27 protein-coding genes, 1 pseudogene and 3 riboswitches are annotated in these 26,425 nt (G+C 40.7%); of the genes and pseudogenes, 20 read left to right on the forward strand and 8 right to left on the reverse strand.

The window, feature by feature from the left end; all coding sequences use genetic code 11:
* The first annotated feature begins 10 nt into the window (after nt 1–10).
* From MHI08_RS06215 to MHI08_RS06230, 4 genes are all read left to right on the forward strand, one after another.
* Complete coding sequence (locus MHI08_RS06215; protein WP_025092312.1) at nt 11–1,258, forward strand: glutamate-5-semialdehyde dehydrogenase; 1,248 nt, start codon at nt 11–13, stop codon at nt 1,256–1,258.
* Between the two features lie 124 nt (nt 1,259–1,382).
* Complete coding sequence (locus MHI08_RS06220) at nt 1,383–2,519, forward strand: Rap family tetratricopeptide repeat protein (protein WP_056766262.1); 1,137 nt, start codon at nt 1,383–1,385, stop codon at nt 2,517–2,519.
* On the forward strand, nt 2,509–2,643 hold the full coding sequence (locus MHI08_RS06225) for a hypothetical protein (protein WP_024424642.1): 135 nt from the start codon (nt 2,509–2,511) through the stop codon (nt 2,641–2,643). The genes MHI08_RS06220 and MHI08_RS06225 overlap by 11 nt, the downstream gene beginning before the upstream one ends.
* Nucleotides 2,644–2,813: 170 nt before the next feature.
* A complete protein-coding gene (locus MHI08_RS06230; RefSeq protein ID WP_024424643.1) occupies nt 2,814–3,242 on the forward strand; it encodes an organic hydroperoxide resistance protein in 429 nt (142 codons plus the stop codon).
* Nucleotides 3,243–3,274: 32 nt separating this feature from the next.
* On the opposite strand, the gene MHI08_RS06235 is transcribed toward MHI08_RS06230, so the two are convergent.
* Nucleotides 3,275–3,721: a MarR family transcriptional regulator gene (locus MHI08_RS06235; protein ID WP_024424644.1), complete on the reverse strand. Its 447-nt coding sequence runs from the start codon at nt 3,719–3,721 to the stop codon at nt 3,275–3,277.
* Between the two features lie 161 nt (nt 3,722–3,882).
* Between MHI08_RS06235 and MHI08_RS06240 the strand changes: the two genes are divergently transcribed.
* Nucleotides 3,883–4,302 carry an organic hydroperoxide resistance protein gene (locus tag MHI08_RS06240; protein ID WP_056766264.1) on the forward strand — a complete coding sequence of 140 codons (420 nt, stop codon included), beginning with the start codon at nt 3,883–3,885 and terminating at the stop codon, nt 4,300–4,302.
* A gap of 235 nt (nt 4,303–4,537) precedes the next feature.
* Here MHI08_RS06240 and MHI08_RS06245 read toward each other — a convergent pair whose 3' ends face one another.
* The 3 genes from MHI08_RS06245 to MHI08_RS06255 all read right to left on the reverse strand — a co-directional run bounded on the left by MHI08_RS06245 (nt 4,538) and on the right by MHI08_RS06255 (nt 8,851).
* Nucleotides 4,538–5,008 (reverse strand): nucleoside deaminase, encoded by a 471-nt coding sequence (locus tag MHI08_RS06245; RefSeq protein ID WP_024424646.1) that lies wholly within the window; start codon nt 5,006–5,008, stop codon nt 4,538–4,540.
* A gap of 139 nt (nt 5,009–5,147) precedes the next feature.
* Nucleotides 5,148–7,436, reverse strand: a complete 2,289-nt coding sequence (metE, locus tag MHI08_RS06250; protein WP_056766265.1) for a 5-methyltetrahydropteroyltriglutamate--homocysteine S-methyltransferase — start codon at nt 7,434–7,436, stop codon at nt 5,148–5,150.
* 150 nt (nt 7,437–7,586) lie between these two features.
* Nucleotides 7,587–7,778, reverse strand: a riboswitch (cobalamin riboswitch).
* 113 nt (nt 7,779–7,891) lie between these two features.
* A complete protein-coding gene (locus MHI08_RS06255) occupies nt 7,892–8,851 on the reverse strand; it encodes a S8 family peptidase (RefSeq protein ID WP_024424648.1) in 960 nt (319 codons plus the stop codon).
* Between the two features lie 443 nt (nt 8,852–9,294).
* On the opposite strand from MHI08_RS06255, the gene MHI08_RS06260 reads away from it, so the two are divergent.
* From MHI08_RS06260 to MHI08_RS06290, 7 genes are all read left to right on the forward strand, one after another.
* Nucleotides 9,295–9,981, forward strand: a complete 687-nt coding sequence (locus MHI08_RS06260; protein ID WP_163115227.1) for a response regulator transcription factor — start codon at nt 9,295–9,297, stop codon at nt 9,979–9,981.
* Between the two features lie 3 nt (nt 9,982–9,984).
* Nucleotides 9,985–11,334 carry an ATP-binding protein gene (locus tag MHI08_RS06265; protein WP_163115226.1) on the forward strand — a complete coding sequence of 450 codons (1,350 nt, stop codon included), beginning with the start codon at nt 9,985–9,987 and terminating at the stop codon, nt 11,332–11,334.
* 66 nt (nt 11,335–11,400) lie between these two features.
* Entirely contained in the window at nt 11,401–12,090 is a 690-nt protein-coding gene (locus tag MHI08_RS06270; protein ID WP_024424651.1) for a PepSY domain-containing protein, read from the forward strand.
* A gap of 93 nt (nt 12,091–12,183) precedes the next feature.
* Nucleotides 12,184–12,702: a PepSY domain-containing protein gene (locus tag MHI08_RS06275; RefSeq protein ID WP_056766269.1), complete on the forward strand. Its 519-nt coding sequence runs from the start codon at nt 12,184–12,186 to the stop codon at nt 12,700–12,702.
* Nucleotides 12,703–12,984: 282 nt separating this feature from the next.
* Nucleotides 12,985–13,125, forward strand: coding sequence for a hypothetical protein (locus MHI08_RS06280; protein WP_003212346.1), 141 nt, complete (start codon nt 12,985–12,987; stop codon nt 13,123–13,125).
* Nucleotides 13,126–13,258: 133 nt separating this feature from the next.
* Nucleotides 13,259–13,423: riboswitch (M-box (ykoK) riboswitch) on the forward strand.
* 208 nt (nt 13,424–13,631) lie between these two features.
* A complete protein-coding gene (mgtE, locus tag MHI08_RS06285) occupies nt 13,632–14,990 on the forward strand; it encodes a magnesium transporter (protein ID WP_024424654.1) in 1,359 nt (452 codons plus the stop codon).
* 290 nt (nt 14,991–15,280) lie between these two features.
* A complete protein-coding gene (locus MHI08_RS06290) occupies nt 15,281–15,679 on the forward strand; it encodes a hypothetical protein (protein WP_024426817.1) in 399 nt (132 codons plus the stop codon).
* 34 nt (nt 15,680–15,713) lie between these two features.
* Here the strand turns inward: MHI08_RS06290 and MHI08_RS06295 are convergent, their stop codons facing one another.
* Nucleotides 15,714–16,043: a MerR family transcriptional regulator gene (locus MHI08_RS06295; RefSeq protein WP_024424656.1), complete on the reverse strand. Its 330-nt coding sequence runs from the start codon at nt 16,041–16,043 to the stop codon at nt 15,714–15,716.
* A 192-nt stretch (nt 16,044–16,235) separates the two neighbouring features.
* On the opposite strand from MHI08_RS06295, the gene MHI08_RS06300 reads away from it, so the two are divergent.
* The 3 genes from MHI08_RS06300 (at nt 16,236) to MHI08_RS06310 (ending at nt 17,414) form a co-directional block, all read left to right on the forward strand.
* Nucleotides 16,236–16,391, forward strand: coding sequence for a hypothetical protein (locus MHI08_RS06300; protein ID WP_162860201.1), 156 nt, complete (start codon nt 16,236–16,238; stop codon nt 16,389–16,391).
* A gap of 37 nt (nt 16,392–16,428) precedes the next feature.
* Complete coding sequence (locus tag MHI08_RS06305) at nt 16,429–16,593, forward strand: hypothetical protein (protein ID WP_056766271.1); 165 nt, start codon at nt 16,429–16,431, stop codon at nt 16,591–16,593.
* Nucleotides 16,594–16,949: 356 nt separating this feature from the next.
* Nucleotides 16,950–17,414: a MarR family transcriptional regulator gene (locus MHI08_RS06310; protein ID WP_087975546.1), complete on the forward strand. Its 465-nt coding sequence runs from the start codon at nt 16,950–16,952 to the stop codon at nt 17,412–17,414.
* Nucleotides 17,415–17,648: 234 nt separating this feature from the next.
* Here the strand turns inward: MHI08_RS06310 and MHI08_RS06315 are convergent, their stop codons facing one another.
* Entirely contained in the window at nt 17,649–20,069 is a 2,421-nt protein-coding gene (locus tag MHI08_RS06315) for an EAL domain-containing protein (protein ID WP_342500085.1), read from the reverse strand.
* A gap of 246 nt (nt 20,070–20,315) precedes the next feature.
* On the opposite strand from MHI08_RS06315, the gene MHI08_RS06320 reads away from it, so the two are divergent.
* The 4 genes and pseudogenes from MHI08_RS06320 to MHI08_RS06335 all read left to right on the forward strand — a co-directional run bounded on the left by MHI08_RS06320 (nt 20,316) and on the right by MHI08_RS06335 (nt 24,060).
* Nucleotides 20,316–20,930: a DedA family protein gene (locus tag MHI08_RS06320; RefSeq protein ID WP_025092317.1), complete on the forward strand. Its 615-nt coding sequence runs from the start codon at nt 20,316–20,318 to the stop codon at nt 20,928–20,930.
* Nucleotides 20,931–21,007: 77 nt separating this feature from the next.
* A riboswitch (yybP-ykoY riboswitch) is annotated at nt 21,008–21,114 on the forward strand.
* Nucleotides 21,110–22,001 (forward strand): annotated as a pseudogene (locus MHI08_RS06325) (TerC family protein). Its footprint overlaps the riboswitch before it by 5 nt.
* Nucleotides 22,002–22,216: 215 nt before the next feature.
* Nucleotides 22,217–22,972 carry an RNA polymerase sigma factor SigI gene (gene sigI / locus MHI08_RS06330; protein ID WP_003210952.1) on the forward strand — a complete coding sequence of 252 codons (756 nt, stop codon included), beginning with the start codon at nt 22,217–22,219 and terminating at the stop codon, nt 22,970–22,972.
* Nucleotides 22,969–24,060 carry an anti-sigma factor domain-containing protein gene (locus MHI08_RS06335; RefSeq protein WP_342500086.1) on the forward strand — a complete coding sequence of 364 codons (1,092 nt, stop codon included), beginning with the start codon at nt 22,969–22,971 and terminating at the stop codon, nt 24,058–24,060. The genes sigI and MHI08_RS06335 overlap by 4 nt, the downstream gene beginning before the upstream one ends.
* 126 nt (nt 24,061–24,186) lie before the next feature.
* On the opposite strand, the gene MHI08_RS06340 is transcribed toward MHI08_RS06335, so the two are convergent.
* Both MHI08_RS06340 and MHI08_RS06345 read right to left on the reverse strand, forming a co-directional pair.
* Nucleotides 24,187–24,381 carry an alpha/beta-type small acid-soluble spore protein gene (locus MHI08_RS06340; protein ID WP_024424662.1) on the reverse strand — a complete coding sequence of 65 codons (195 nt, stop codon included), beginning with the start codon at nt 24,379–24,381 and terminating at the stop codon, nt 24,187–24,189.
* A 123-nt stretch (nt 24,382–24,504) separates the two neighbouring features.
* The gene (locus tag MHI08_RS06345) at nt 24,505–25,221 is read right to left on the reverse strand and encodes a DUF1836 domain-containing protein (protein WP_025092320.1); all 717 of its coding nucleotides are present in this window, start codon (nt 25,219–25,221) and stop codon (nt 24,505–24,507) included.
* 278 nt (nt 25,222–25,499) lie between these two features.
* On the opposite strand from MHI08_RS06345, the gene htpX reads away from it, so the two are divergent.
* A complete protein-coding gene (gene htpX / locus MHI08_RS06350) occupies nt 25,500–26,399 on the forward strand; it encodes a protease HtpX (protein ID WP_024424664.1) in 900 nt (299 codons plus the stop codon).
* Nucleotides 26,400–26,425: the final 26 nt, after the last annotated feature.

Genomic DNA, 26,425 nt, shown 5'->3' on the forward strand with positions numbered 1-26,425 from the left:
AGGGAATACGATGAATGAAGTTCTTGAAAAAGCAAAAAAAGCAAGTGCAGCCAAAGATCAGCTGCTTCTAAAAACGACGGAACAAAAAAATGCTGCCCTGCACGCCATTGCCAGTGCACTAAAAGCATCTTCAGCTTATTTAATAGAAGAGAACCAAAAAGATGTTCAGGCTGCTGAGGAAAAGCAGTTCACGCCATCTGTCATTGACCGGATCACACTCACGGAAGAGAGAATTGAAGCCATTGCAGATGCGACCCTTCAACTCATTCAGCTAAAAGATCCAATTGGTGAAACGTTAGAAACCATTCAAAAAGAAAACGGTCTGTTCATCGAAAAGGTTCGTGTACCGCTTGGAACGGTTGGAATGATTTATGAAGCAAGACCAAACGTGACAGTCGATGCTGCGACCCTTTGCTTGAAAACTGGGAATGCTGTGATTCTGCGCGGAAGCTCCTCTGCTATTCATAGTAATAAAGCGATTGTAAAGGTGATTCATGAAGCGCTTCATACGACGGATATTCCAGTAGACAGTGTGCAATTAATTGAAGATACTGGCCGTGAAACGGCGAAAACGCTATTCACTTTAAATGAATACCTGGATGTCCTCATTCCGCGCGGCGGGAAGAATTTAATTGATCTTGTCGTGAGAGAGTCAACTGTGCCGGTGCTTGAAACAGGTGCAGGAAATTGTCATATCTACATTGATGAAACAGCGAAAAACGAAATGGCTGAGCGGATTGTGCTGAATGCCAAAACTCAAAGACCTTCTGTTTGTAATGCGATCGAGAGCATTGTCATTCATAAAACATGGGCAAACAACTACGGTGCTTCCTTATTTGAAGCCCTTCAATCCAATGGGGTAGAAATACGCGGTGATGAAGCCGTTTGCGCGCTTGCTCCTAGTGCTGCATTAGCGACAAATGAGGACTATGCAACGGAGTTTTTAGCACCGATCGTCAGTATTAAAATTGTAGAAAACATAGAACAAGCGATTAAGCATATTCAAACATATAGCTCTAAGCACTCTGAAGCGATCATTACGGAAAACGATGAGCATGCAGCCCTTTTCTTAACAGCTGTCGATGCTGCCGCTGTTTATCATAATGCTTCTACTCGTTTCACAGATGGATTTGAATTTGGCTATGGAGCGGAAATAGGAATTAGTACGCAAAAACTTCATGCAAGAGGGCCAATGGGTCTGCCAGCCTTAACGTCTGAAAAATTTGTCATTCGTGGTCAAGGACAAATAAGAGAATAACGAATTTAAAAGAGAGTCTTGTGACAACAGGCTCTCTTTTTCCTTTCATTTTTGTATTTCTCCGGTCAAGTATGATAAAATATGGTAATGTTTTATATTTTGAGAAGATTGGAGAAGGCAACGTATGGCGAAAATCATTCCCTCTTCGGATATTGGAGTGAAAATCAACAAGTGGTATGAATTAATCCGCAGATTTGATTCCGAACAAGCAGAACTGTTAAAGCAGGAAATTCGCACCTCTCTTGATTCAATGGAAGAAGATCAGAATTTGCTTCTCTATTTTTCTTTAATGGAATTTAGGCATGAGGTCATGCTCGATTATTTAAAGCCATTAAAGGAAGGAAAGCTTCGCGCCAACTTTTCCGAGCTTTCGAAAGAAATAGATGAGCATCAAACGCATGTCACAGGCATGCTTGAATACTACTATCATTTTTTTAGAGGCATGTATGAATTCGGGCGGAGGGAGTATATTGCTGCCATATCGTCTTATCAAAAGGCAGAGCATAAGCTTTCTTTTGTATCAGATGATATTGAACGTGCGGAATTTCATTTTAAAATGTCAGAAATATATTATCACATGAAACAAACTCATATCTCGATGCACCATGCTAAACTAGCGCTGGATGTTTATGTTCAGCATGAACTGTATGCGCTTCGCACGATTCAGTGTGAATTTATTGTGGCCGGTAACTACGATGATATGAGAAGGCATGAAAAAGCATTACCACATCTCGAAAGAGCACTTGCGAGATCAAGAGAGTTTCAAAATGTGCGTTTTATTGCCTCCTCTTTGTTTAATATGGGCAACAGTTATTACCGAATGGGAGACTTGGGCCGCGCACTCGAATTAATGAAAGAATCCATCTCGTTATTTGATCAAAATCAATCCGATCATCTTCGTCGATCTATAGACCCTCTTTATACAGCCGCTCAGATATTATACAAACAAGGAAAACACGAAGAAGCATTACACTACAGAGAAGAATGTATGAAGAGAGCAGAAGCTCTTCAAGATGACATTCATATTCAGAAAACCATATTTCTAGAAGCATTGTATTTAAGACAAGATGCTGAGCATATTAAACGAATTTTCCATTTTTTAGAGTCTGCCTATGCATATCCAGATATAGAGGAGCTGGCATTAGATACCGCAAAGTATTATAATGAAATGGGGGATTATGAAAAATCTTCCATGTTCTATGGGGAAGCGGAACATGCTCGAATCTATATTCAGAGAGGGGATTGTTTATATGAATTTTAAAAAATGGGCAGTCGTCTGTACAAGCATCACCATTATGGCATTGTGGCTGGCAGCAGCAAATGCCGACCCAGATAACAGAAACCATACGCTAGAACAACCGAATCCGCAGCATGACACGATCTAAAAGCCCTTTTTAAAGGGCTTTTTTTACTGCCTAACAATTTCCGGACATACTCATAAAAAGGGTTCAGGCAGGAAAACTTAAAAAAGAGTATTTATTGATTGACTCTGTAATTTAAATTGTGTACAATTCAATTGTAGAAAACATTATTGGAGAGAAAGAGGGTTATATTCATGTCAGACGTTTTATTTACAGCAACGGTATCAGCTGTCGGAGGAAGAGAAGGTAAGGTTGTTTCAACAGATGGTGTACTTGAACATGATGTAGCAATGCCTGGAACACCAAGAGCAAAAAAACTTGAAAAAGCAACAAATCCAGAGCAATTATTCGCAGCAGGCTACTCTGCATGTTTTGATTCAGCCCTTCAAATGGTAGCGAGACAAGAGCGTATTCGCTTTGAAAGTGAAGTTACAGCACATGTCAGCTTATTAAAAGACAGTTCAGATGGCGGCTTCAAACTAGGCGTTCAATTAGAGGTAAAAGGAACTGGAATTGAGCAGTCAGCATTAGAAGAACTTGTTCATAAAGCACACGGCGTTTGCCCATATTCAAAAGCAACTCAAGGAAACATCGAAGTAGAACTAGTAGCTGTCGCACAATAATAGACATTATAAAAGGCTGAGGGAATGTTCCCTCAGCCTTTTGATTGTGTTAAATTTTGCAAAAGCTCATGTAAAGAGGCACGCAGTGTTTTTAGCTCTTCTTCCGATCTGCCTGTCCCAGTCAGCATGTGAGACGGAATCGCAGTGGCCTTTTCTTTTAGCTGCTCTCCATATTCCGTTAAACGAATTTGTACAGACCGCTCATCCTCTTTCGAACGTTCTCGGATAATGAGTCCATTTTGCTCCATTCGTTTCAGCATGGGCGTGAGTGTACCGGAGTCTAAATAGAGAAGCTCTCCCATCGTTTTCACATTTAATGTTCCATGCTCCCACAATAAAAGCAGTGCCAAATATTGCGGGTACGTAATGTTTAATTCTTCTAACAACGGTTTATACTGCTTCGTCATCTCTCGTGAACTTGCATATAACAAGAAACAAAGCTGATTTTCCAGCTTCATATGTTCAAATTCATTTGTCATGTCAGTCACCAACTATTTTTTGTCATACTTATCATTGTATAAGATTTTCTTCCTTTTTAAAATAAATACAGACGAAAAATGAAAAATTCTTCAATGTGCGATAAATGTTTGAGAAATGAATAGAACGTGAAAAGGATGAATAGATGAAGGAGGAGATGAAGATGAAACCATTATTCACAGCAAAAGTAAAGGCGCAGCATGGAAGAGCTGGACATGTTCGTTCAGAGGATGGTGTGCTCGACCATAACATTGTCATGCCTAACGCAAAGAAAGATGGAGAGACTGGTACAAACCCAGAGCAATTATTTGCAGCAGGCTATGCAGCTTGTTTCGGAGGAGCACTTGAGCACGTAGCGAAGAAGCAAGGGATAGAAATAGAATCGGAAGTAGAAGGACATGTCAGTCTTTTAAAAGATGAAAGCGACGGCGGCTTTAAGCTTGGCGTAAAGCTGATTGTGTCTGCGAAAGGTCATGATCATGACAAAGTGAAAGAGCTTGTCCATGCTGCACATGAATTCTGTCCATATTCAAAAGCAACAAGAGGGAACATTGAAGTAGAGCTTGAAGTGGCGGAGGAATAGTAGAAGACACCTGCTTACCCGCAGGTGTCCAGCGTGTAGACAAACCCTCGCATTCGGTGTCAGGTCTGCGCTCCGGTGCTCACGAATGTCAAATTCGCTCCGCTCCGCTGCTCGTCCTTCCTAGGGCTGCAAAGGTTTTCTATCACGCTGAAAAGAAGACAAAGGGCTAAAATAAAGATCATTTTAGCCCTTTGTCAACAATCCGCAACACCTGCTTACGAGCAGGTGTCTTTTTTTAATATTCTTTCTTTTTATCGTATGCTTCCCATGCTTCAAATGGTGCAAGGGTTTTTTGAGGTGTCAGCTTGTAAAATGGTATATTTCTTGATTCGTATTCTTTGTTGATTTCTTCATAAATAAATGAGTCATCAAAACCAGAATCCGCTGCATCCTGATGTCCAGCAGCAAAATACACAGCTTTTGGTCTAGCCCAGTAAATAGCGCCAAGGCACATCGGACAAGGCTCGCAGCTTGTGTATAGAATGCAATCTTCTAATTGGTATGTATGTAGAGTTTGGCACGCTTTGCGAATGGCTGTGACTTCTGCATGTGCGGTTGGATCGTTACTCGTTGTCACGTTGTTGCTGCCCTCTGCAATAATCTGACCATCCTTGACAATGACTGCTCCAAAAGGGCCGCCAGTACCACTATTGACTCCTTCTACTGCAAGATCAATTGCGCGTTGTAAAAAATCTTCGTGATTCATTGTCTTCCTCCCTTTGTTCGACTGACTTCTCTAGTATAAACGAATCATGCTAGAAAAGAAATCATCATAGCAGGAGATCGAACAGGCCAATTTGCGCATAAAAAACCCCTGCCGAGTTCAGCAGGGGAGAGACATTCAATTAAGCGTGCTGCGCCAGCTTTTTACGAGCGACTTCAGCAGCTGTGACCATGTTTTTCAAAGCAGCAATGGTTTCAGGCTCTTGTCTAGTTTTTAGACCGCAATCCGGATTCACCCAGAAGCGATCTGTTGGACAAACGTTCAGCGCATCATCAATAATTTTGCTCATTTCTTCAACAGATGGAACGCGCGGGCTATGGATGTCATAAACACCTAGTCCAAGTCCTTTCAAATACGGGTGTTTTTCTAAGTAATCGAGGAATCCGCCATGACTGCGTGAATGTTCAATTGTAATCACGTCAGCATCCAAGTCTTCGATTGTATCGACAATATCCTCGAAGTTACTGTAGCACATATGTGTATGAATTTGTGTTTCATTTTGAACGGATGATGTGGATAAACGGAATGACTCTGCTGCCCAGTTTAAATATTCTGCCCAATCACTTTCTTTGAGCGGAAGTCCTTCTCTTAGCGCAGGCTCATCCACTTGGATCACTTGAATACCAGCTGCTTCTAAAGCTTCTACCTCTTTACGCAAAGCGAAAGCGATTTGGAAAGCAATATCTTTGCGAGAGATATCCGTTCTTGGGAAAGACCAGTTTAAGATGGTAACAGGTCCTGTCAGCATGCCCTTGACTTTTTTCTTTGTTAAACTTTGTGCGTAAACTGTCTCTTTCACTGTCATTGGCTCTGTAAACTCTACATCTCCATAAATGATTGGCGGCTTCACGCAGCGTGATCCATAGGATTGAACCCAAGCAAATTTTGTAAAGGCAAATCCGGCTAGCTTCTCGCCGAAGTATTCAACCATGTCTGTACGTTCAAATTCCCCATGTACGAGCACATCCAGACCAATTTCTTCTTGAATATCAATCCATCGTTTTGTTTCTTTCTTAATAAACTCATCGTACTCTGCATCTGTCCACTCATTTTTGCGCCACTTTTGACGAGCACTGCGCACTTCGGCAGACTGCGGGAAACTGCCAATTGTTGTTGTTGGAAGAAGCGGGAGCTCAAGAGATTCGTTTTGGATACGAAGGCGTTCTTCAAAGGCAGCTGGACGTTTAAAATCTTTCGATGAAAGATTGTTGCGTTCCGCTGTTAGATCCGCATTTGTTCCTTTTGCGAACTCTTTTAAGGTAAGAAGTGCTTGTGCTGCTTCGTTAATATCAGCATCAATGGCAGCTGCTCCTTTTGTTAAACCTTCTTTTAGCAGTGTCAATTCAGCCAGCTTTTCAGTGGCATAAGACAGTCCGTTTAATAGTTTTTCTTCAAGCTGTTCGCTTGGGTGTTTGGCAACTGGCACATGCAGTAAGCTACTTGATGGCTGCAGCCATACTTCTTTCGGCTGAACGTCAGCAATGACTTCAGAAATAAAGGATAATCTTTCGCCAAGGTCTGATCTCCAAATATTTCTTCCATCAATGACGCCTGCTGCTAAAATTTTATCTTTCGGGAAGCCGTGCTTTTTCACTTGATCAAGGTTGCGCCCTTGATCATGGACAAAATCAAGACCGATTGCTTCAACAGGATATGTGACAAGCTCTTCATACGCATCTACTGAATCAAAGTATGTTTGAAGAAGAATGTTCAACCCAGGTACGGCTTCTTTGATCGTTTGATAGATTTCTTTTACGGCTTTTACGTCTTCACTGGAAGCTGTGACAAGTGCAGGTTCATCAATTTGAACCCATTTGACGCCTGCTTCTTTAAGTTCTTTTAAAAGCTGAGTATAAAGCGGCACTAGACGCTGCTGGATTTCTTTTACTTCATTTGCTTCATAACCTTTAGAAAGTGAGACAAATGTATATAGACCAAGTACAACCGGTTTTGTTTCAACACCAAACGCCTTTTTCACCTTTTCGTAAGCTTCAAGCGGTTTGTTGTGTGTGAGTTTAAATTCTGTGCTTTTTTCGTATTCTGGAACGATGTAGTGATAGTTTGTATTAAACCATTTTGTCATTTCACTTGAGACGGCATCTTTTGTTCCTCTTGCCATCGCGAAGTATGTATCTAGCGGGTCTTTTAAGCTGCGGAAGCGCTCTGGAATCCAATTGAACATAACAGCGGTATCCAGCACGTGATCATAGAAGGTAAAGTCTCCAGAAGGAACAACATCAATTTGTTGATCGATTTGTGTTTTAATGGCAGTTAAAAATTGTTCATCCAGTGTGCTTAAGAGGGTTTCGCGGTCTGTTTGACCTTTCCAGTAAGACTCAAGTGCTTTTTTCCATTCTCTGTTTAAACCAATTCGCGGAAAGCCTAGATTACTTGTTTTAACAATTGTCAATTCCAATTCCTCCTCTAAATATAAAAAGACATTTACGCTCATGATCATGATTGATGAGGTAAATGTCTGGTTTAAAAGACAAAATGTGTGTGCGAAATAAGGCGTGAGTATCACTGACGCTTTTCCGACATCTCCTATCAACCGTAGGGGGGTTTGATGTGATAGAGCGGCTGGTATCCTGGCTGGTGAATCTGCAAGCTTTTCATCCTTCCCATCCTAATGACAGTGGATTCCTGAGAAAAGCTCTCCTCACTCACAGTGGCGGGACCGCGCCGGATTTTCACCGGTCTTCCCAATTAAAATTCGACGTGTAATCGAATTACCGACTCTCAAACTATGAATTTATTGTGTTCGATTATATAACGTTCACTTCATTTCGTCAAAGTAAATTTTGAATAATTTTAATTAAAAAAATCCTGAGAAAATTCTATCTTTTCTCAGGACCTCTATTTAAGCTATAGAGATAAAAGATCTGCTTCCAATGTTTTTTCTAAAAGGACATCAGGTGCAGTTAAATATAAAAATCCATTCCCTACAAGGGCTTTCGACTGTTTTAATGGAAGGGTTCTTCTGACAAGCTGAGCATAAACCTCAGGCTCTGTCAGCTTGCGCTGGAACGCTTCTTCTTCGGCATTTTTAATAATGGCTAGTGCACCGCTTACGTGAGGGGCAGCCATTGAAGTCCCTGTGAGCCTGCCATATTTATGGTTAGGAAGAGTGGATAAAATGTCTTCTCCTGGAGCGACGAGGTCGATTTCTTTATTGGCGTTAGAAAATTCAGAGGATTCTCTAGCAAGGGAAACAGAACCGACGGCAATGACTTCATTGTATGCTGCTGGGTAGGAGAACTCTTCCGTACGCTCGTCCCCGTCCCCTTCATTTCCTGCTGCACACACAACAAGCACACCGCTTTTTACCGCATTTTGAATGGCTTCTTGCAGGGCAGGCTCATTGCTTGGACCACCGAGAGACATGGAGATAATATCAACCTTCTGCTCTGCGGCATAGTTGATGCCATCAATGATCCACTCATATTTTCCGCTGCCATTTTCACCGCCAAGAACTTTCACGATGAGCAACTTGGCTTCAGGGGCAACCCCTAAAATTCCGCCATTTTGATCGGTTGCGGCAATCGTTCCTGCTACATGGGTACCATGCCCATTGTAGTCTTTTACATTTTCAGCATCTCCATCGTCATCATCGGTAAAGTTCTTCCCACCGATAATCTGATCTTTTAAGTCGGGATGCTCTGTGTCACAGCCTGTATCAAGGACAGCAATGGTTATGCCTTTTCCTTTGAAGCCACTTGACCAAAGTTCGGGTGCTTTAATCTCCTGAATACTTTCCGGCGTCTCTTTCGCTTCCATCACATTGGCTTTTACTTCATACGGAATTAAGCGAATTTCACCTTTCATAAGAAAGCCCTCCTTATTTTGTTTTCAAAGTAGATTCAGGCTGCATAATGTTATTGTATAAAAGAAACTTTTGATCGGAAAGGGTCAATTGTAATAATTTTTCAAATAATCAATCTATTATCAAAAGTGCAGTTCTCCTCACATATTGACGAAAGAGCTCACCTTTTGAAGAAAACTCTTGATATCATATGAAAAAGAAGGAAATGCTGCATAGTGAGGTTGCACCTGTACAGAACAAAATGGGTGAATAGAACTAAAAGAGGCAGACTAAAAAATAATGAGATGAAGTAACAAATTGAGAAGAAGGTTCAAGTTAAATGTTTTTTCTCAAAAATAATTCCCTCCATAAAAAAATAGATGTGAAGATTGTGACTGTTCCAAATAAGAAAGGCAACATATAATAATGGAAAGACAAGCTTGCCTTTTAGATAGGAGAGATAGAGATGAACAAAGGGAAGATACTCGTAGTCGAAGATGAAAAGAAAATCGCAAGGGTGCTGTCACTTGAGCTTGAATATGAAGGATATGAGGTGACAGTCAAAGAGACAGGAATAGACGGGCTTCAGGCTCTTGAAGAAGATAGCTTCGATTTGGTACTGCTTGACGTCATGCTTCCAGAGTTAAGCGGGCTTGAAGTGCTGAGAAGGGTTCGGAAGACAAATACAGCGACACCTATTATTTTGATTACAGCAAGGGGAAGTGTTCCTGATAAAGTAAGCGGGCTCGATCTTGGGGCGAATGATTATATAACAAAACCTTTCGACATAGAAGAATTATTAGCGCGAATTCGCGCACAGCTAAGGTTGAATATACAGTCACAAGAAGAAAAGGAGACAGAGCTGAGCATAGCAGACTTAACGGTCAACGAGAAAACAAGAGAAATACAAAGGGCTGGGCAAATGCTTGAACTCACACCGAGAGAATATGACCTGCTTGTTCACTTACTGAACCATCAGCAGCAAGTGCTCACAAGAGATCAGCTTTTAACAGCGGTTTGGGGTTTTGATTATTTCGGTGATACAAACGTGGTAGATGTCTATATCCGTTATTTAAGGAAAAAAATCGATTACCCATTCGAAAAACAGCTGATTCACACAGTGAGAGGTGTGGGTTATGTGATGAAAGGATAAAGAATGAGATTAAAAAATAAGATTCAGCTTTATACGTCGTTGTCTTTGTTTTTAATGGTGCTCTTGTTTCATACAGCCATTTATTTTATTTTTTCGATGACCTTGACGCAAAAAGATATGTCCCGCTTGTCTGAGGTGGCTGAAAATATTGCGATTGCTTTAAAAAAATCAGAGGAAGAGGGTCTTCCGTCCTCGGAGCTGCTGAAGGCGTACCTGCCTCAAAATGGTATGATCCGTGTCGTGACAGAAACGGGAGAGTCAAAACTGACTGTCACAAAGGAATCAACGTTTAGCTCACTGCCTTTTACATACGAATCTGGTCAGACAGCAGAAATCAAAGAATACAATAAGCATATGATTGCGTTCGCTGCTATTCCGGTCATTTGGACAAATGGTGAGATTATGTCGCTTCAAGTATATGAAGAAATCGAAAATACGGAAGAGAACTTAGCGTTATTAAAAATGATTTTAATCGCTACCGGCGTTTTGTTTATTGTGCTTTCCTATTTTGCAGGCCACGTTTTAACAAAGCAAATTGTCCGGCCGATTAGCAGAATGACGAGTACTATGAAGGCAAGTATGAAAGAGAAGGCGTTTAAACGAATTGAATTAACAGGCGATTCAAAGGATGAACTATATCAAATGGGACAAACCTTTAATGAAATGTCCGAGATTCTCGAGAAGCATTATGAAAAAGAACAGCAATTTTTGCATGATGCCTCCCATGAATTGAAGACACCGATTACCGTCATTATGAGCTACAGCAATTTACTCAAACGCTGGGGGCAAACACGTCCAGAGGTTGTAGAAGAATCCTCCCAAGCGATTCATGATGAAGCGAAAAAAATGAAAAGACTGACAGATCAATTATTGACATTGGCGAAAAACGGCCAGCCGTTATACTTGGATATGAAGCCGGTTGATCTTGGTCATTTGTGCAAGCAGCTATGTCATACACTTGAAGTGGCCACCAATCGAACGATTCAATCTCATGTGCAGACAGATCAGCCGCTGATCGCAGAAGGAGACGAAGAGAAAATCAAACAGCTTTTGACTATCTTAATTGATAATGCGGTCAAATATAGCAGAAAGCCAGTTGATGTGACCTGCGGATGGGCAGGAGACAAGCCATTTATTTCAGTGATTGATCAAGGAATTGGCATAAAAGAAGAGGATCTGCCGAAAATCTTTGACCGCTTTTTCCGTGTGGATGAAGCGAGAAACAGTGAGACGGGCGGAACCGGACTCGGTCTTTCAATTGCGAAGCAAATTGCAGAAGAACATGAGGCCGAGCTGAAGGTAGACAGCCGTATCGGCGAAGGAACAGCCATGACCATTCTTTTTCAGAAATAAATGGGTCTTTTCTCATCAATTTCTCATTTCCTCCTTATAAAATAGGAAATAGGAAGGAGGCGCTGCATGTCTAGAAAAACGAAAATGGTGCTTGCGCTCGCAGGATGTCTTGTGATTCTTGCGGCCTTTGCAATGCTCATGATCCAAACCATTGATCAAAAAATATTAAGTGAAGCAGAAATGAAAAAAATGATCTCAAAAGACTATAATGGAAACATTACACATATTGATTTAATCAATCATAAACAGGACTACACAATGACGCTCGAAAATGCAAATGGCATCTATCAAATCATTGCATCTTCTGCAAGCGGTCAAATGAAAGAAATTAGACAGTTAAAAAGCTATCAGAAGCCAAATGAAAAAAATGCTGAGCTCCAGGCGGAAGAGGCGGCTGTTAAAAAGGTGAGCGGAACCGTCATTCAAAAAAAGGAGACGTCAGATCGTTTCATTTTTACCATCCAATCAAAAAAAGAATTGTATCAAGTTGAGGTCGGCAAACAGTCATTTAAGGTGCTTGAAGCAGAAAAGAAAAAACCAACCTCTAAAGAAAAGAAGCTCACGAAAATCACCGTCGAGGAAGCCATCCAAATTGCCGTCAAAGAAGTTGGCGGAACAGTGGATGATGCTGATCTTGAAACATTCAGCGGTATGCTCGTATTTGAGGTGGAGCTGGATTTGCCTGACGGCAGAGAGGCAGAGGTGCTTGTGAACGCCTATACAGGAGACATTGAGGGCATTACGTACGAAAACTAATCCTTTTCTCATGATATTCTCATGTTTCTTTCCTTCCTTTATCATCTTGTTTTCTTAAGATATAGAAGAAATCAAACAGAGGAGGAAATGAACATGATGAAAAAAGTACTAGTAGCTACAGCATTAACGGGAACTCTTGTCGCAGGTGGTTTCACACTTCAAGCGCAAAATACAAATCAAACAGCAAACGCCGAGCAAGTCGTGCAAAAGAAATCGTCATTTGTTTCAAAGAAACAAGCTGAAAAAGCAGCCTTAAAAGTGGTGAAAGGCTATGTGGATGATGTGGATCTTGAGCGTAAAAAAGGAAAATGGGTGTATGAGGTCGAGATCAAAAAAGGCGGCTTTGAATATAAAGTATATGTCGATGCAAAAACTGGAAAAGCGCTGAATGATCCAGTCAAAGAAAAGAAACAGAACGTGAAGATCACGAAAAAACAGGCTGAAAAAATTGCTCTTGCAAAAGTAAAAGGCACAGTCACAGATTCTGATCTAGATAAAGAAAATGGTGTGTACATTTACGAAATTGAAATCACAACACCAAGCGGCGAGGAAGTTGATTTTGAGATTTTCGCTAAAACAGGCAAAATCCTGAAGCAAGAATGGGATGATTAAGCTATGACCAAACCTTACACTTTCATGTGTAAGGTTTTCATCGTGTAGACAAACCCTCGCATTCGGTGTCAGATCTGCGCTCCGGTGCTCACGAATGTTTCATTCGCTCCGCTCCGGTGCTCGCCCTTCCTAGGGCTGCAAAGGTTTTCTATCACGCTGAATAGAAGACAAAGGGCTAAAATAAAGATCATTTTAGCCCTTTGTCAACAATCTGCAAACCTTACACTTTCATGTGTAAGGTTTTTTCATTGGGACAAACTACGGGAAAGGAGGCGAGAGAATATGAAGAAAAAAGAAGAAGAGCAAACAATGGATCACGCGGAATACGTTCCGCATCCTGATGGAGAAGGATATGCTTTGTTTTTGCATGATTCCTTTCATCTCCTCTCCCAAGAGGATATGAATCAGCCGGAAGAGGAATAAAAAGACATGAAAAGGGCGATGGCTGAGCTGTTTATCGCTCTTTTTTTGAAAAGTAAGCGAATACATAAGGATACTTGGCATCTTGCTTATTGACATCATTCCGCTTTTTCTGTAATCTCAGTGTGTTAACAATATGAGACTTCGTTAGGTGAGGCTCCTGTATGGAGATACGCTGCTGCCCAAAAATGTCCAAAGACGCCAATGGGTCAACAGAAATCATCGACATAAGGTGATTTTTAATGCAGCTGGATTTGATCCTATGCCATACAGTGCTAAAGCTCTACGATTGAAGGAGCAAGTGTTTATTTTGTCATGCTTACAAAGCGCCTTCATTCGGTTGAAGGTGCTTTTTTATGAGAAAAGGAGGTGTGGGGATGGATCATCCCGATTCGAGACACATAAAGAGTATGTCAAAAGATCAGATTGACGCATCAGACAGAGGAGATCCTGACCCCCGCACATTCTAAGGGATTCGGGTATCTCCTGACTTTGGGGAGGTAACAGCGATGATACAGAACATTACGTACGATGAACTCATTTTAAGAATCATTATTTTATTAAGAGACGGCAAACGCAAAGAATTTAAAAACATTATGGAAGAACTTCAGCCATATGATATGGCCTATTTATTTAAAGAACTTCCAGAAAAACACCGAGGCCGTTTCCTCAGCTTTTTAACAATCGATGATGTGACGGAAATGATGGGTGAGCTTGAGCGCGAATACCAAGAAATTGTGCTTGAAAAAGTAGGAAAAGACAAAGCCACCTTCGTCACAAACAAAATGGATAACGATGACCTAGCCAACTTGTTTGATGAAATGGATGATGAGCTGAAAGACCAGCTTTTATCAAACATGGAGGCGGAGGAATCAAAGGCCGTCCAGCTTCTCATGAATTATCCTGCTGAGACAGCAGGCCGGATCATGACCAACCGGTACGTTTGGATTCCTCAGCACTATACGGTTCAGGACGCAGTTGTAAAGCTGAAAAGCTTTGCTGAAATTGCAGAATCGATCAACTATTTATATGTCATTAATGATCAAAAGCAGCTTGTAGGGGTTCTGTCGTACCGGGATCTCATTTTAGGTGAACCAGATGAAAAAGTGCAGGATCTTATGTTTACAAGAGTCATTGCCGTTGGAGCTTTTCAAGATCAGGAAGAAATCGCAAAGCTGATTGAACGGTATGATTTTCTGGCCATTCCTGTTGTAGAAGAGAACAATGTCCTGGTTGGAATCGTCACAGTCGATGATATCATTGATGTCGTCATTCAAGAGGCAGGAGAAGACTATGAGAAGTTCGCTGCCTCTGGTAAAGATATTACATTTGACACGCCCGCTTTTGTTGCGGCATACCGCCGTCTCCCGTGGCTCATTTTACTCTTATTCATTGGGCTGATTTCAGGCAGTATTTTAAATTACTTTGAAGATACCCTTCAGCAAGTCGTCGCCTTAGCCTTCTTCATGCCAATGATTGCAGGAATGACAGGGAATACAGGCACACAGTCGCTTGCCGTCGTCATTAGAGGGCTTTCAAAAGAAGAATTAACGAAAAAAACCATTATGCGCCTGATTTTTAGAGAGCTCCGAACAAGTATTTACATTGGGATTGTCTGTTCCATCATTATTACAGTCGTCGCAATGGTGTGGCAGGGCAATATGATTTTAGGATTTGTTGTCGGTTCCTCACTGCTTGCCACACTGATTATTGGAACGATGGCAGGTACGATCGTGCCTATTATTTTACACAGATTAAACGTCGATCCTGCGATTGCATCTGGGCCGCTGATTACAACATTGAACGATATTTTATCATTGCTTATCTATTTTGGTATTGCGACAGCGTTCCTTCATACACTTATGTAGCAAGAAGACTGTAAAACATGACGTTTTGCAGTGTCAGCGCGCTGACAAACCCTTGCATTCGGTGTCAGTCCTTGCGTGCCGGTGCTCACGAATGTTCAATTCGCTCCGCTCCGGTACTCGTTCTTCCTTGACTTCAAAGGTTTTCAGATCGCGCTGAAAGGTAGACAAAGGACCATCCTTTGTCCGCAATCTAAGCCTGTAAAACATGACGTTTTACAGGCTTTTTTTGTATAAAGATTGCATATAGCGCTTTCATCCTTTACATTTTAAGGAGAAGGTGGGAGAGAAACATGAAGAAATTCTTATTCGTTTTGATGTGTATGTTTTTGCTGAGTGCATGTCAAAGGGAGGACGAGGGGAAAGACCGAAGGCTAGTGGCTGCAGAGCATATGCTTGAAGCCATCACCGAAGGAAATAAAAGAAAAATGGAAGATATCTACGTCGAAGGTGCGGTCCCGAGCCCGGATGACATTCTGAAACTGAAAAAAGAATGGGGCATAGACACGCTTTCTTATGAGGATTTTCAATTGGAAGAAGCCAGCATTCATGTGTTCCATGCGAATTACGAAGATGCAAAAACCGGGAAGAAAAAGGCACTTGCCCTGCGGGTGAAAGAAGATCCTGAAAGAGGTGGCGTGCTGATTGACTTTGTAGGGGTTGTAGAAGGTACTGAAGCTTCCTCTAAATAAAAAGAATCGTTCAAAAGAGCGATTCTTTTTTTGTTTAACGATTTTTATACCGAAAGTGTGCGTTAATCTGACCTTCCAGCATTTTTTTCTTAAATTGTCCGCTTTTTAGCGCTTGTTCTTTTTTCTTCATGTCTTTTAAAATTTCAGCTGTCTGCACACCGTCTTCCCGTTTATTGGCGATGTCCATCAAACGTTCAACATCTGCAAAAGAATATTTCCGTGTGCCTCTTGTTGAGCGCTGGGGGTAAATGAGTTTACGTTCCTCATAATATCGGATTTGCCTGACGGAAAGCCCTGTTAGCTCACTGACAATCCCGATTGAAATGACTTTTTTATCTTTATAAGATACATCTTCCTGCGTCATATACTCACCCCTGCAAGTCTTTTCTTCATATTATATAGAACGAGAAGTGAAAAAACCTATCGTTTGTTAGAAAATATAACACAAAAACGAAAAAAATGAAAAAACCATGGGAGGAAAGATTACAGAGAGTGTGCAATACATCTTACGGCGGCATATAATCATGGTGAATTGACATAGGAGGAGGAGCATATGATGGAGGAAGCACAGATCATTCGTATGGCAAAAGAAATCATCGCATTAGATGTGAAGAGGGATGAATTGCTCGAGCAATTCATGCAGGCTGCAGGTCAGAATGCACATGCGCTTCTAAGAGCCATACAAAATGATTTGTATAAGAAGTCTTCATAAGCACCCGATCCAAATCACTTGATAGGAGGGATAATCGGTGCGGCGTATATTAAAAGAAGCTTTAGCAAAGGAAAGACATTATTATACGAAGCAGCTATGTTCATTAGGGGTTTACAGCCCTGATGAGGCCAAGAACATGACAATTAGTGACTTAAAAAAAGAGTATCATTTCTTTTTCAACAAAACAGAACGCTGTCTGTAAAAATCCCTTGAAATGTGCGTATGTCACATAAAGGGTTCTTTTTTTTGTTTAATATTATAGCAATATTGAATTTTGTAGAAATTTGGCGAATGAAGTGCAAGAAACTATAGATTCTTTACAGATTTTGTTAAAGTGTGTCGCATCTTGATGGTTTGCTGAAAAAGCTTTTTTTCGAGATGATTGTGAAAAATAAGAAGGATTTTAAAAGTTTATATCGAAACCTTATACATAACACGAATGGAGTCACTTATGTGGTTGAAAGGGTTTTCAAAAACGTACTTCTATTTTTTACGAAAGGCTCCAACTGCACCGCAAGACAGCCTTGAAGTTAAAAAAATATTATAAGAGGTAGATATGTGATGAGACTATCGTTTAATGAAGAAGAAGTAGAACGCTCAATGACGCTTTACAAGGTTTTTGCAAGAGCATTTAAAAGCGTTTCAGAACACAGTATTAGAGACAGCAAAGAGCATGGGTTTAATCCAACTGAATTTGCCGTTCTTGAATTGCTCTACACAAGAGGTGCTCAAAAGCTTCAGCAAATCGGCTCAAGACTCCTGCTAGTCAGCGGGAATGTGACGTACGTAATTGACAAATTAGAACGAAATGGTTTCATTGAAAGAGAACAGGACCCCAAGGATAAACGGTCGGTTTATGCCCATTTAACGGAAAAAGGGCGAAGCTATCTTGACAAGATTTATCCGATCCACTCTCTTCGAATTGCGCGTGCATTCTCTGGTCTGACGCGTGAAGAGCAAGAGCAATTGATTAGTCTATTGAAAAAAGCAGGTATTCACAGTCAGCATTTATTATTTAGATAAAACGAAAAGGTGCCATCATTGGCACCTTTTAAATTGTTGACAAAGGGCTAAAGTGATCTTTATTTTAGCCCTTTGTCTTCTTCTCAGCTCAGCGTGACAGAAAACCTTTGAAGTCTAGGAAGGACGAGTACCGGAGCGCAGCGAATTGAGCATACGTGAGCACCGGCACGCAGGACTGACACCGAATGCGAGGGTTTGTCTGCACGCTGGAAGGTGCCATCATTGGCACCTTTTTTATGTGTCAAGCAGCGCCGGATAGGCGATGAATTTTTCAATATCGCTTGCTGGCAGCGGTTTGGCATAATAAAACCCCTGCAGGTCGTCACAGCCCTGGGCAGATAATAGCTGAGCCTGTGCAAACGTTTCAACACCTTCTGCTATCACTTCGAGAGATAATTGGTGTCCCATCGCTATAATAGCCCCTGTAATCTGTTCAGATTTTGAATCACTTAAAATGTCCTCAATAAAGGATTTATCAATTTTCAGTCGATGAATCGGTAAATCCTTTAAATAGCTTAATGAGCTGTGTCCTGTACCGAAATCATCAATACTAATGCGGACGCCAAGTTGTTTTAGCGACGTTAACACCTGTTTTGATTGCTTGATATTGTCCATTGTCATACTTTCTGTGACTTCAAGCTCCAAGAGTGACGGTTTCAGGTCGTATTTTTTCAGTGTGAGCTTGATCAAATCAATTAAGTCTTCAGAATTGAATTGTTTCGCAGATAAATTGACAGCCACAGGAATTTTCAGACCATCGTCATACCACATTTTTGCCTGCTTGCCAGCCGTATCAATGACCCATCTGCCAATATCAATGATCAGACCTGATTCCTCTGCCAGCTCAATAAAAGCCTCAGGTGATTTTAAGGAACCATCTGGTGCCTTCATTCTCAAAAGGGCTTCAACCCCAGTCATCTTTCTTGTTTTGGCACTGACTTGCGGCTGGTAGTGAAGGACAAATTGCTCTCTTTGAATGGCATCCCTCAGCTCCAGCTCCCGGTTTAACCTGTCCTCACTTAATCTTTCCATGGATTCGGTAAAGAACTCATAACGGCTTTGCTTATGTTTTTTGGATAAATACATAGCCATATCGGCTTTTCTCATCAGCTCCATCCCGTCTTTGCCATTTTGCGGAGAGATGGCGATCCCAATGCTGATTGACGTAATGAGTTGATGGTTCTGGATGAAAAAAGGACGTTCAAATTGATGGATGATATTTTTAGAAAATTGTTCGATTTTATGTGTATCATGATCCATGTGGGGAAAGATCATTAAAAATTCATCACCGCCAAGTCTTGCGATAAAGCCATTGTCCGGTAAACATTGCGTCAGTCTGTTTGCGGCAGCTTTCAGCAGTAAATCTCCTATGTTATGCCCGAGTGCATCATTAATAATTTTAAAACGATTTAAGTCCAGAAACAGAACCGCTGTTGACGTTTTTGACTTTTCTTGAGCGGAGAGAACATCATTTAAATGATTGATGCCGTGGCGGCGGTTAGGAAGCTCTGTTAGTGCATCATAATGTGCCATCACATGAATTTCTTTTTCTGCAATCCGCTGCTGCGTTAAATCTTTTAAAACAAGATAAATGCTGTCGAGTGAATTGTTCACATGAACAGGTATGTAAGTGACATGATAATAATAAAAACGATCTGCTGTTTTCAGTTCTGCTTCACGTGTGATAGCTTTTTTTGACTGAGAAATAAATTCTTCCCACAACTCAGTCGGCATCACATATTGGCTGACATCATCACCAATCTTAGAATTGTACAACTCTAAGATTTGTTTACCAGAGTCATTTGCAGAAAGAACCTTTCGATCGACAGATAACACGATAATCCCGTCTATATTATGTTTGATAAGCGATTGAAACCGCTGTTCATTTTCTTTCAGCTGATCTGACTGCGTCATGATCCGGTGATCAATATAGGCACCAAAAATCATCAGTGTTTGGACTATAAGTGTCATTAAGCCGACAAAAATCGACAGACTGAATGGCGACATTTCAAGAGATCCACCTATAGCAGCCTGTCCATTTGAATGATAAAACATGGTAGAGGCAGCCATACCAGTATAATGCATACCTGCTATAGCACCGCCCATCAACATTGAACCAAGACTCTTTAAAAGATAATTCTCCCGTTTACTTTTCTTGCGGTCAACAAGAAAGAAGAGTTTCAATGAGAAGTAGGAGGTAATGGCAGCAATGAAAAACGAAAGAAAAAAGAGGACTGGATCATAGCTGATTGAGACATTGGCCATTGATTCCATTCCAAGATAATGCATGCTGCAAATAGCTGAACCCATGGTGATTGAACTAATGAGCAGCCGTCTTCTAGAGAGCTGCTTTTGAATGCATATTGAAAAAGCGATCAAGGATCCGATAAATGAGGCCAAAATCGATAGAATCAGTAAGGATGTATCATATGTGATGCCAACACGCATTTGAAATGCCATCATGCCAATAAAATGCATCGACCATATCCCCATTCCCATGATCATTGCACCAATGAGCAGCCATACCTTTTTCTTTGCACCGCTTGACTGTGCTACCCTGCTGGCTATATGAAGAGCTGAGTAGGAGGCGACAGCGGCGACAGCGATTGACAGAAAGACAAGCCATCCATTGTAGCTTCCTGTTAAATGGGTCATGTAAGAAAACCTCCTGTACTTTAAAACAGACATATACTTAATATATCGGATCGAATGGCTTCTGTGTTCACCTTTCCTTCACTTAAATACAACAATCAACGTTTTTTTCACCCTTCTTTTATAGTAAAATCAAATTTAATGTAAAAAAACGACGAAAATCGAATCGTTTCTTCGGTTTTATTCGTTTAATATATGGTGTGATTCTAAAAGAGATAGAATCAGTCAAATGATTATGTGTGAAAGGGATTGATAAACATCGAAGATTTTATTATTTCTTTAGCTGATGCCTTTAAGAACTTGTCATACTTTGGCATCTTCCTCGCATTATGCATTGAATTTGTACCTGCTGAAGTGGTTTTGCCTCTTGCGGGTTACTGGGTCTCAGAAGGGGACATGGCTTTTATCGGTGTTGTGGCGGCCGGCTCCATTGGCGGCGTGGCTGGTCCTTTGACCTTGTACTGGTTAGGACGTTACGGCGGCAGACCCTTTTTAAATAAATATGGAAAGTACTTTTTTATAAAACCTGAGTCGCTTGATAAATCGGATGCTTTCTTTGAAAAGCATGGCGGATTCGTCGCATTCAGCGGCCGGTTCATACCAGGAGTCAGAACGCTGATCTCCATCCCGTGCGGTATTGCCAAGATGAATGTGTGGGTCTTTTGCTTGTATACGTTTTTGGCAATTACACCAATTACGTTTGTGTATGTGTATCTTGGGTTTATGCTTGGGGAGAATTGGAAAGAGGTTGGCGCCATGATAGATCCTTATCTTTTACCAATTGGGATCGGTGTTGTGTTATTGTTTGTTGTCTACCTATTGATAAAACGAAGAAAAAGAAAAACAGAAACGCCAACTGCCTAATCAATGGATTGAACAGAAAGTCAGCTGTTGACAATCCAGTGTCTATTGATTATGATATAAGTAATCTAAATATTCTAAATCCCGCCAAAGGGGAGTAGCGTCCGGTTTTTACCGGAAACAAAGTCGTCATTACATGGACTGATGTTCATCGGCTTTGTTGGCATGATTCTACATATCACATGTCTAGCAAGACCTTTGCCATTACAGGCAAAGGTCTTTTTTGCATTCATAAGCCTTTGTCTGTTGTGGGACAATAGATAAAAACAAGGAGGAATGATGATGGATGCAGCTATTATTTTAGAGTACGGGTGGGTTCTGCTCGTACTGATTGGATTAGAAGGGATTTTAGCAGCTGATAACGCGCTGGTCATGGCCGTGATGGTCAAACACCTTCCTGAAAAACAAAGAAAAAAGGCATTGTTTTACGGACTTGCAGGTGCGTTTGTCATGCGGTTTGGTTCACTGTTTCTTATTTCGTTTTTAGTGGATGTGTGGCAAGTTCAAGCCATTGGTGCAATTTATCTTCTTTATATTTCCATTCACCATATTTTAAAATCGCACGTATTTAAGAAAAAGGAAACTGAAACAAATGTGAAACAAAGCGGCTTCTGGGCAACAGTCGTGAAAGTAGAGCTGGCCGACATTGCTTTTGCCGTAGATTCCATTTTAGCGGCCGTCGCTTTAGCTGTGACACTGCCAAAAACAAGTCTTCCGCAAATCGGTGGACTCGATGGCGGTCAATTTATTGTCATTCTTTTAGGCGGTATCATTGGTCTTGTTATTATGCGATTTGCAGCAACGGTCTTTGTGAAACTGCTCAAAACAAGACCGAGCCTAGAAACAGCAGCATTTGTCATTGTCGGATGGGTGGGTGTGAAGCTCACGCTTTATACACTGTCACATCCAGCTATTGGGGTCGTATCGTCTCATTTTATCCATTCAGCATTATGGAAAGTCATTTTCTGGACAGTGCTTCTCGCAATTGCAGCATTTGGCTGGTTTTTATCAAGTCCATCAAGAAAAGGCGGGCAGGAAAACGAGGAGAAGCAAGAGGCACGCCTGGGAGAGTAGGTTTTTTGAAAGAAATATCATTTCATTTTCATAACACGTATATTACAAATAAGGGGGAGATACCCCCTTATTTCTTTGCTTTTAGACGAAACATTGTAAAGTAGATGGTGACATACATGTCATAATTAAGTAACAGGAAATGAATTCCTCATTTCTTCCTTTGCGCTTCCCTCATAAATTAGCTATCATAAATGAGTAATATAGGGAGAACTGAGGTGAAACCATTGCTTAGCCTTTTGTTTAAAAAAGGAAAGAAAAAGCAAACATTAGAGCAGTCGGCTATCAGTATTCAACAAGGTGATATCGAACTGCAAAATGCATTAATAGAGCAATACAAACCATTTGTCGCTAAGACGGTTTCATCCGTTTGTAAACGATATATAGATGAAAAAGATGATGAATTCAGCATAGGCTTAATCGCCTTTAATGAAGCGATAGAAAAATACTCTGCCGAAAAAGGAAACTCACTGCTTGCTTTCGCAGAATTAATTATTAAAAGAAAAGTGATTGACTATATTCGAAAAGAAGCAAGAAATGCGCCAACGGTTCAAATGGACCTGCAAGAAAGTGAGAACGGCGAATACTCTCAAAGCATGATTGAAGCGGAGCTCTCTGCAAATGAATATAGGCGTTTAATTGAACAAGAACATAGAAGAGAAGAGATTGAACATTTTAAAGAACGATTGAAAGTATACGGTCTCACGTTTCAAGAGCTGCTTGAGCATTCACCAAAGCATGCAGATGCCAGGCAAAATGCCATTAAAGTAGCCCATACACTCGTTGAACACGATGAGCTGAGAACCATTTTATTTCAGAAGAAACAATTGCCTGTCAAACAGCTGGAAAAGTTAGTGGAAGTCAGCCGCAAAACGATTGAGAGAAATAGAAAATATATCATTGCGATGGCGATCATTATGACAGGTGATTATGTGTATTTGAAAGATTACCTTAAAGGGGTGCTTAATTCATGAGAAGAGGCATTATAGTAGAGAAAAACAAAAAATATGTCACGCTGCTGACCCCTGATGGACAATTTCTGCGGACTAAATATGAAGAGCAAAACTATGAAATCGGCCAAGAAGTGACATTTCCGAATGAATCACGTCTCGAAAGAAAAAGAGCCGGTTTTTTTGACCTGCTTCGTTTACGTCCGTTAAATGCAGGAATCCTATCAATAGCAGCGATTATTGTCGTAATTTTTACTATGATGCCATCTTTCTCAAGTCAAAAAGCATATGCGTATATGACAATTGATATTAACCCAAGCTTTGAGCTGAAGCTTGATCACAATTATCAAGTGATCGGTGTCACACCGCTGAATAAAGATGCAAAGCAAGTACTGGCGAGTATGAAGGATTTAGAAAAAAACGACATGACCAAAGTCGTGCAGGAAATTATAGATGACTGTGACAAAAAAGGATATGTGAACCATTCTAAAAGTATTTATATTTCAACCGTTTATGAAAACAAGCAGGACAATACATATAAAACAAACGTAAAAAGCAAAATTAACACCATTTCTGGTGAATATCAAAAACGCAATTATAAGTTGGAAACTGTGGAAAGTGACATGGAAACAAGAGAAAAAGCTCAAAAGGCAGGCATTTCAACAGGAACATATATTAGAAATCAAGAAATGCAAGATCAAGAACATGAAGACATCAAAAAGGATGAAGACGGAGCAGATAACGATGCTGTGAAGGAAGAAGATCCTAAGAAACATGATGAAGAACAAGCAGATAAAGTCAAACAAGAAGACGAAAAGACAGACGATAGCGAAGAGATGCAGCCAGATCATGAGGCTCCTGAAGCTGAGGACAAAGAGCAGAAGGAGACAGAGAGGGAAGAGCAAGGATCTGTTCAAAAGCCTCAAAAACCTGATGATGCAAGCAAAGACAACAAGATAAAGGAAGAAAAAGATCATTCTTTCGATAAAGAGCAAAAAAAAAATCAATCAACTGATCCTGATGAAAGAAGACACTGGAACGGCACATCACGTGGTGATTCGGAAAAACATGCAAAAAAAAAACGGCAGGGATCAGAACAATCCATCCGCTGAACAAAAAAGAGAACATGCGAAGCAAAAAGGGAAAGGTGCACCGTTTCCTTATCGCGATAACCGGCATGAGCACACATATGAACAAAAAAAAACGCCAGATTAGCTCCGGCGTATTTCACCATGTCTTTATTTAGATTGATTGCCCATTTGTGATTGAGCCTGTTGAACGAGTCTTTTTGTGATTTCACCGCCAACAGAACCGTTTGCACGTGAGACTGTATCTGAACCGAGAGTGACGCCAAATTCTTGAGCGATCTCGTATTTAAATTGATCTAAAGCTTGTTCTACTCCAGGAACAAGAAGTTGATTTCGATTTGCCATGTCATATTCCTCCTTTCACCTCATGTTTGTTGCGCCTTCTTATTTTGAAAAAAAAGCCGCACATTTATGCTGGCAATTGCTGTACAAAAAAACCGAGATGATGAAGGTCACCTCGGTTCTTATTTATCCCTTATTCAGCTGAAGCGTATTATACATCATTTCTTGAGCTGTACTTTGCAAATGAGAAGTAAATACAGAGAAGACGGTAGAACTGATAATGCCTTTAATCAAATTCCATTGGCTCTTCGTCAATTCTGTAAACTCGTCATGGAGTTTGTCTGTCTGCTCCTCAGTTATTTCTCGTAAATTTGTTTCCTTTAATGGAAATTGTGTATGGTGATAAATAAAATCAAGGACGTGCGCATATGCTTCATAAAAACGGATTGGACTAATAATATCATCTGTTCGATCTGTGATGGTGTTAAATAAGGCAGATAAGATCATACGAATGGTATCGAAGTCAAAAACTGATTTTAAATCCCTGACAATTAATAAAATAACGACCTGATCAATAGAGTACTTCTTGCCAAGCTCTGGATGGCCAATCATATCTTTAATATCACGTTTGATCCAATTTTGAATCGCCGTCGATTTAAGAGAAGTCAGCTCACACAAGTTGCCAAGCTCAACAATTTCATTTGTAGAAAGACCATGCTCTGATTTTTGCTTCCGCCGTTCAAGCTTCTCAAAAAAAGACGGGATCTTTAATTCATCATAGTCATGATCCTTGCCATTTTTTACAGATAGTTTCAAAAGCTGAAGCGGAGTCAGATCTCCCTCTCCTTTTAGAGAATACAGAAGTCTTGTCATGTCAATTCTCGTTAATTTAAAAGTAACCATGTTCCACCTCATTTGTACGTCAAAACGTGATTATTGATCTAATTCAACATCATAGTCTCTTTTTGATGAAAATGCAAAATAAACTCAAATTCAAACCTGTGCGTCACAATTTGTTCACTTTTCTGCTGGGGCAAATGTCGTAAATATTGATGTGATGGGGCTTTAGCCGTTATGATAAACAGAGAAAGTGATTCCTTTTTCCTTGCAATTTGAGACGTTTATTTTTATAATTTTATTAATAAGTTCATTTGAACTTAATATGACAGCGGAGGTTATGTATGGGTAAGAGAATATTTCTGTTTATATTAACGAACATTCTTGTTATCACTACGATTGGTATTGTACTGTCGGTTATTAGTGCAGCAACTGGTGTTGGTTCTTATATAGGAGCAGACGGAAGACTTAATATCCTTTATCTTCTTGTATTCAGTGCAGTTGTTGGTTTTGTTGGCTCGTTTATGTCACTTGCAATGTCTCGCTGGATGGCAAAAATGATGATGGGTGTACGTGTGTTAAATCCAGAAAAGGATTCATTAACATATGATGAGCAGCAGCTTGTTGACCGCGTGCACAGACTTTCAAGAGCAGCAGGTCTTTCTAAAATGCCTGAGGTTGGTATTTATCAATCATCTGAAGTCAATGCATTTGCAACAGGTCCTTCTAAGAGAAGATCACTTGTTGCGGTATCAACTGGATTGCTTCATGAAATGGATGATGCAGCAGTTGAAGGTGTCATCGCCCACGAAGTCGCTCACGTTGCGAATGGTGATATGGTGACGATGACGCTGCTTCAAGGAATCGTCAACACGTTCGTTGTGTTCCTTTCAAGAATTGCGGCATGGATCGCAAGCCGTTTTGTTTCACGTGAAGAGCTTGTGCCGATTGTTCACTTTATCGCTGTGATTGTCTTCCAAATCATTTTCTCTATCCTAGGAAGCCTTGTCGTGTTTGCATATTCTAGACACCGTGAATTCCATGCAGACCGCGGCGGAGCCGACCTTGCAGGTAAAGATAAAATGATTCATGCGCTTCGTTCACTTGAGGCGTATACGTCAAGAATCAAAGATGATGATCAAACAGCAGTCGCTACGCTGAAAATCAGCGGTAAACGAAAAGCTTCTCTTTTCTCAACACACCCTGATTTGAACGAAAGAATCAGAAGACTAGAAGCAAAATAAGAAAGACGAAAAGACATTCTTTAACA

Origin of the sequence: Bacillus sp. FSL M7-0791 (genome assembly GCF_038627085.1) — a bacterium.
GTDB lineage: Bacteria > Bacillota > Bacilli > Bacillales > Bacillaceae > Bacillus > Bacillus safensis.

Coding starts and splice junctions, on each gene's coding strand:
- MHI08_RS06215 (WP_025092312.1), top strand. CDS start 11: ATGAATGAAGTTCTTGAAAAAGCAAAAAAAGCAAGTGCAGCCAAAGAT.
- MHI08_RS06220 (WP_056766262.1), top strand. CDS start 1,383: ATGGCGAAAATCATTCCCTCTTCGGATATTGGAGTGAAAATCAACAAG.
- MHI08_RS06225 (WP_024424642.1), top strand. CDS start 2,509: ATGAATTTTAAAAAATGGGCAGTCGTCTGTACAAGCATCACCATTATG.
- MHI08_RS06230 (WP_024424643.1), top strand. CDS start 2,814: ATGTCAGACGTTTTATTTACAGCAACGGTATCAGCTGTCGGAGGAAGA.
- MHI08_RS06235 (WP_024424644.1), bottom strand. CDS start 3,721: ATGACAAATGAATTTGAACATATGAAGCTGGAAAATCAGCTTTGTTTC.
- MHI08_RS06240 (WP_056766264.1), top strand. CDS start 3,883: ATGAAACCATTATTCACAGCAAAAGTAAAGGCGCAGCATGGAAGAGCT.
- MHI08_RS06245 (WP_024424646.1), bottom strand. CDS start 5,008: ATGAATCACGAAGATTTTTTACAACGCGCAATTGATCTTGCAGTAGAA.
- MHI08_RS06255 (WP_024424648.1), bottom strand. CDS start 8,851: ATGAAAGGTGAAATTCGCTTAATTCCGTATGAAGTAAAAGCCAATGTG.
- MHI08_RS06260 (WP_163115227.1), top strand. CDS start 9,295: ATGAACAAAGGGAAGATACTCGTAGTCGAAGATGAAAAGAAAATCGCA.
- MHI08_RS06265 (WP_163115226.1), top strand. CDS start 9,985: ATGAGATTAAAAAATAAGATTCAGCTTTATACGTCGTTGTCTTTGTTT.
- MHI08_RS06270 (WP_024424651.1), top strand. CDS start 11,401: ATGTCTAGAAAAACGAAAATGGTGCTTGCGCTCGCAGGATGTCTTGTG.
- MHI08_RS06275 (WP_056766269.1), top strand. CDS start 12,184: ATGATGAAAAAAGTACTAGTAGCTACAGCATTAACGGGAACTCTTGTC.
- MHI08_RS06280 (WP_003212346.1), top strand. CDS start 12,985: ATGAAGAAAAAAGAAGAAGAGCAAACAATGGATCACGCGGAATACGTT.
- mgtE (WP_024424654.1), top strand. CDS start 13,632: ATGATACAGAACATTACGTACGATGAACTCATTTTAAGAATCATTATT.
- MHI08_RS06290 (WP_024426817.1), top strand. CDS start 15,281: ATGAAGAAATTCTTATTCGTTTTGATGTGTATGTTTTTGCTGAGTGCA.
- MHI08_RS06295 (WP_024424656.1), bottom strand. CDS start 16,043: ATGACGCAGGAAGATGTATCTTATAAAGATAAAAAAGTCATTTCAATC.
- MHI08_RS06300 (WP_162860201.1), top strand. CDS start 16,236: ATGGAGGAAGCACAGATCATTCGTATGGCAAAAGAAATCATCGCATTA.
- MHI08_RS06315 (WP_342500085.1), bottom strand. CDS start 20,069: ATGACCCATTTAACAGGAAGCTACAATGGATGGCTTGTCTTTCTGTCA.
- MHI08_RS06335 (WP_342500086.1), top strand. CDS start 22,969: ATGAGAAGAGGCATTATAGTAGAGAAAAACAAAAAATATGTCACGCTG.
- MHI08_RS06340 (WP_024424662.1), bottom strand. CDS start 24,381: ATGGCAAATCGAAATCAACTTCTTGTTCCTGGAGTAGAACAAGCTTTA.
- MHI08_RS06345 (WP_025092320.1), bottom strand. CDS start 25,221: ATGGTTACTTTTAAATTAACGAGAATTGACATGACAAGACTTCTGTAT.
- htpX (WP_024424664.1), top strand. CDS start 25,500: ATGGGTAAGAGAATATTTCTGTTTATATTAACGAACATTCTTGTTATC.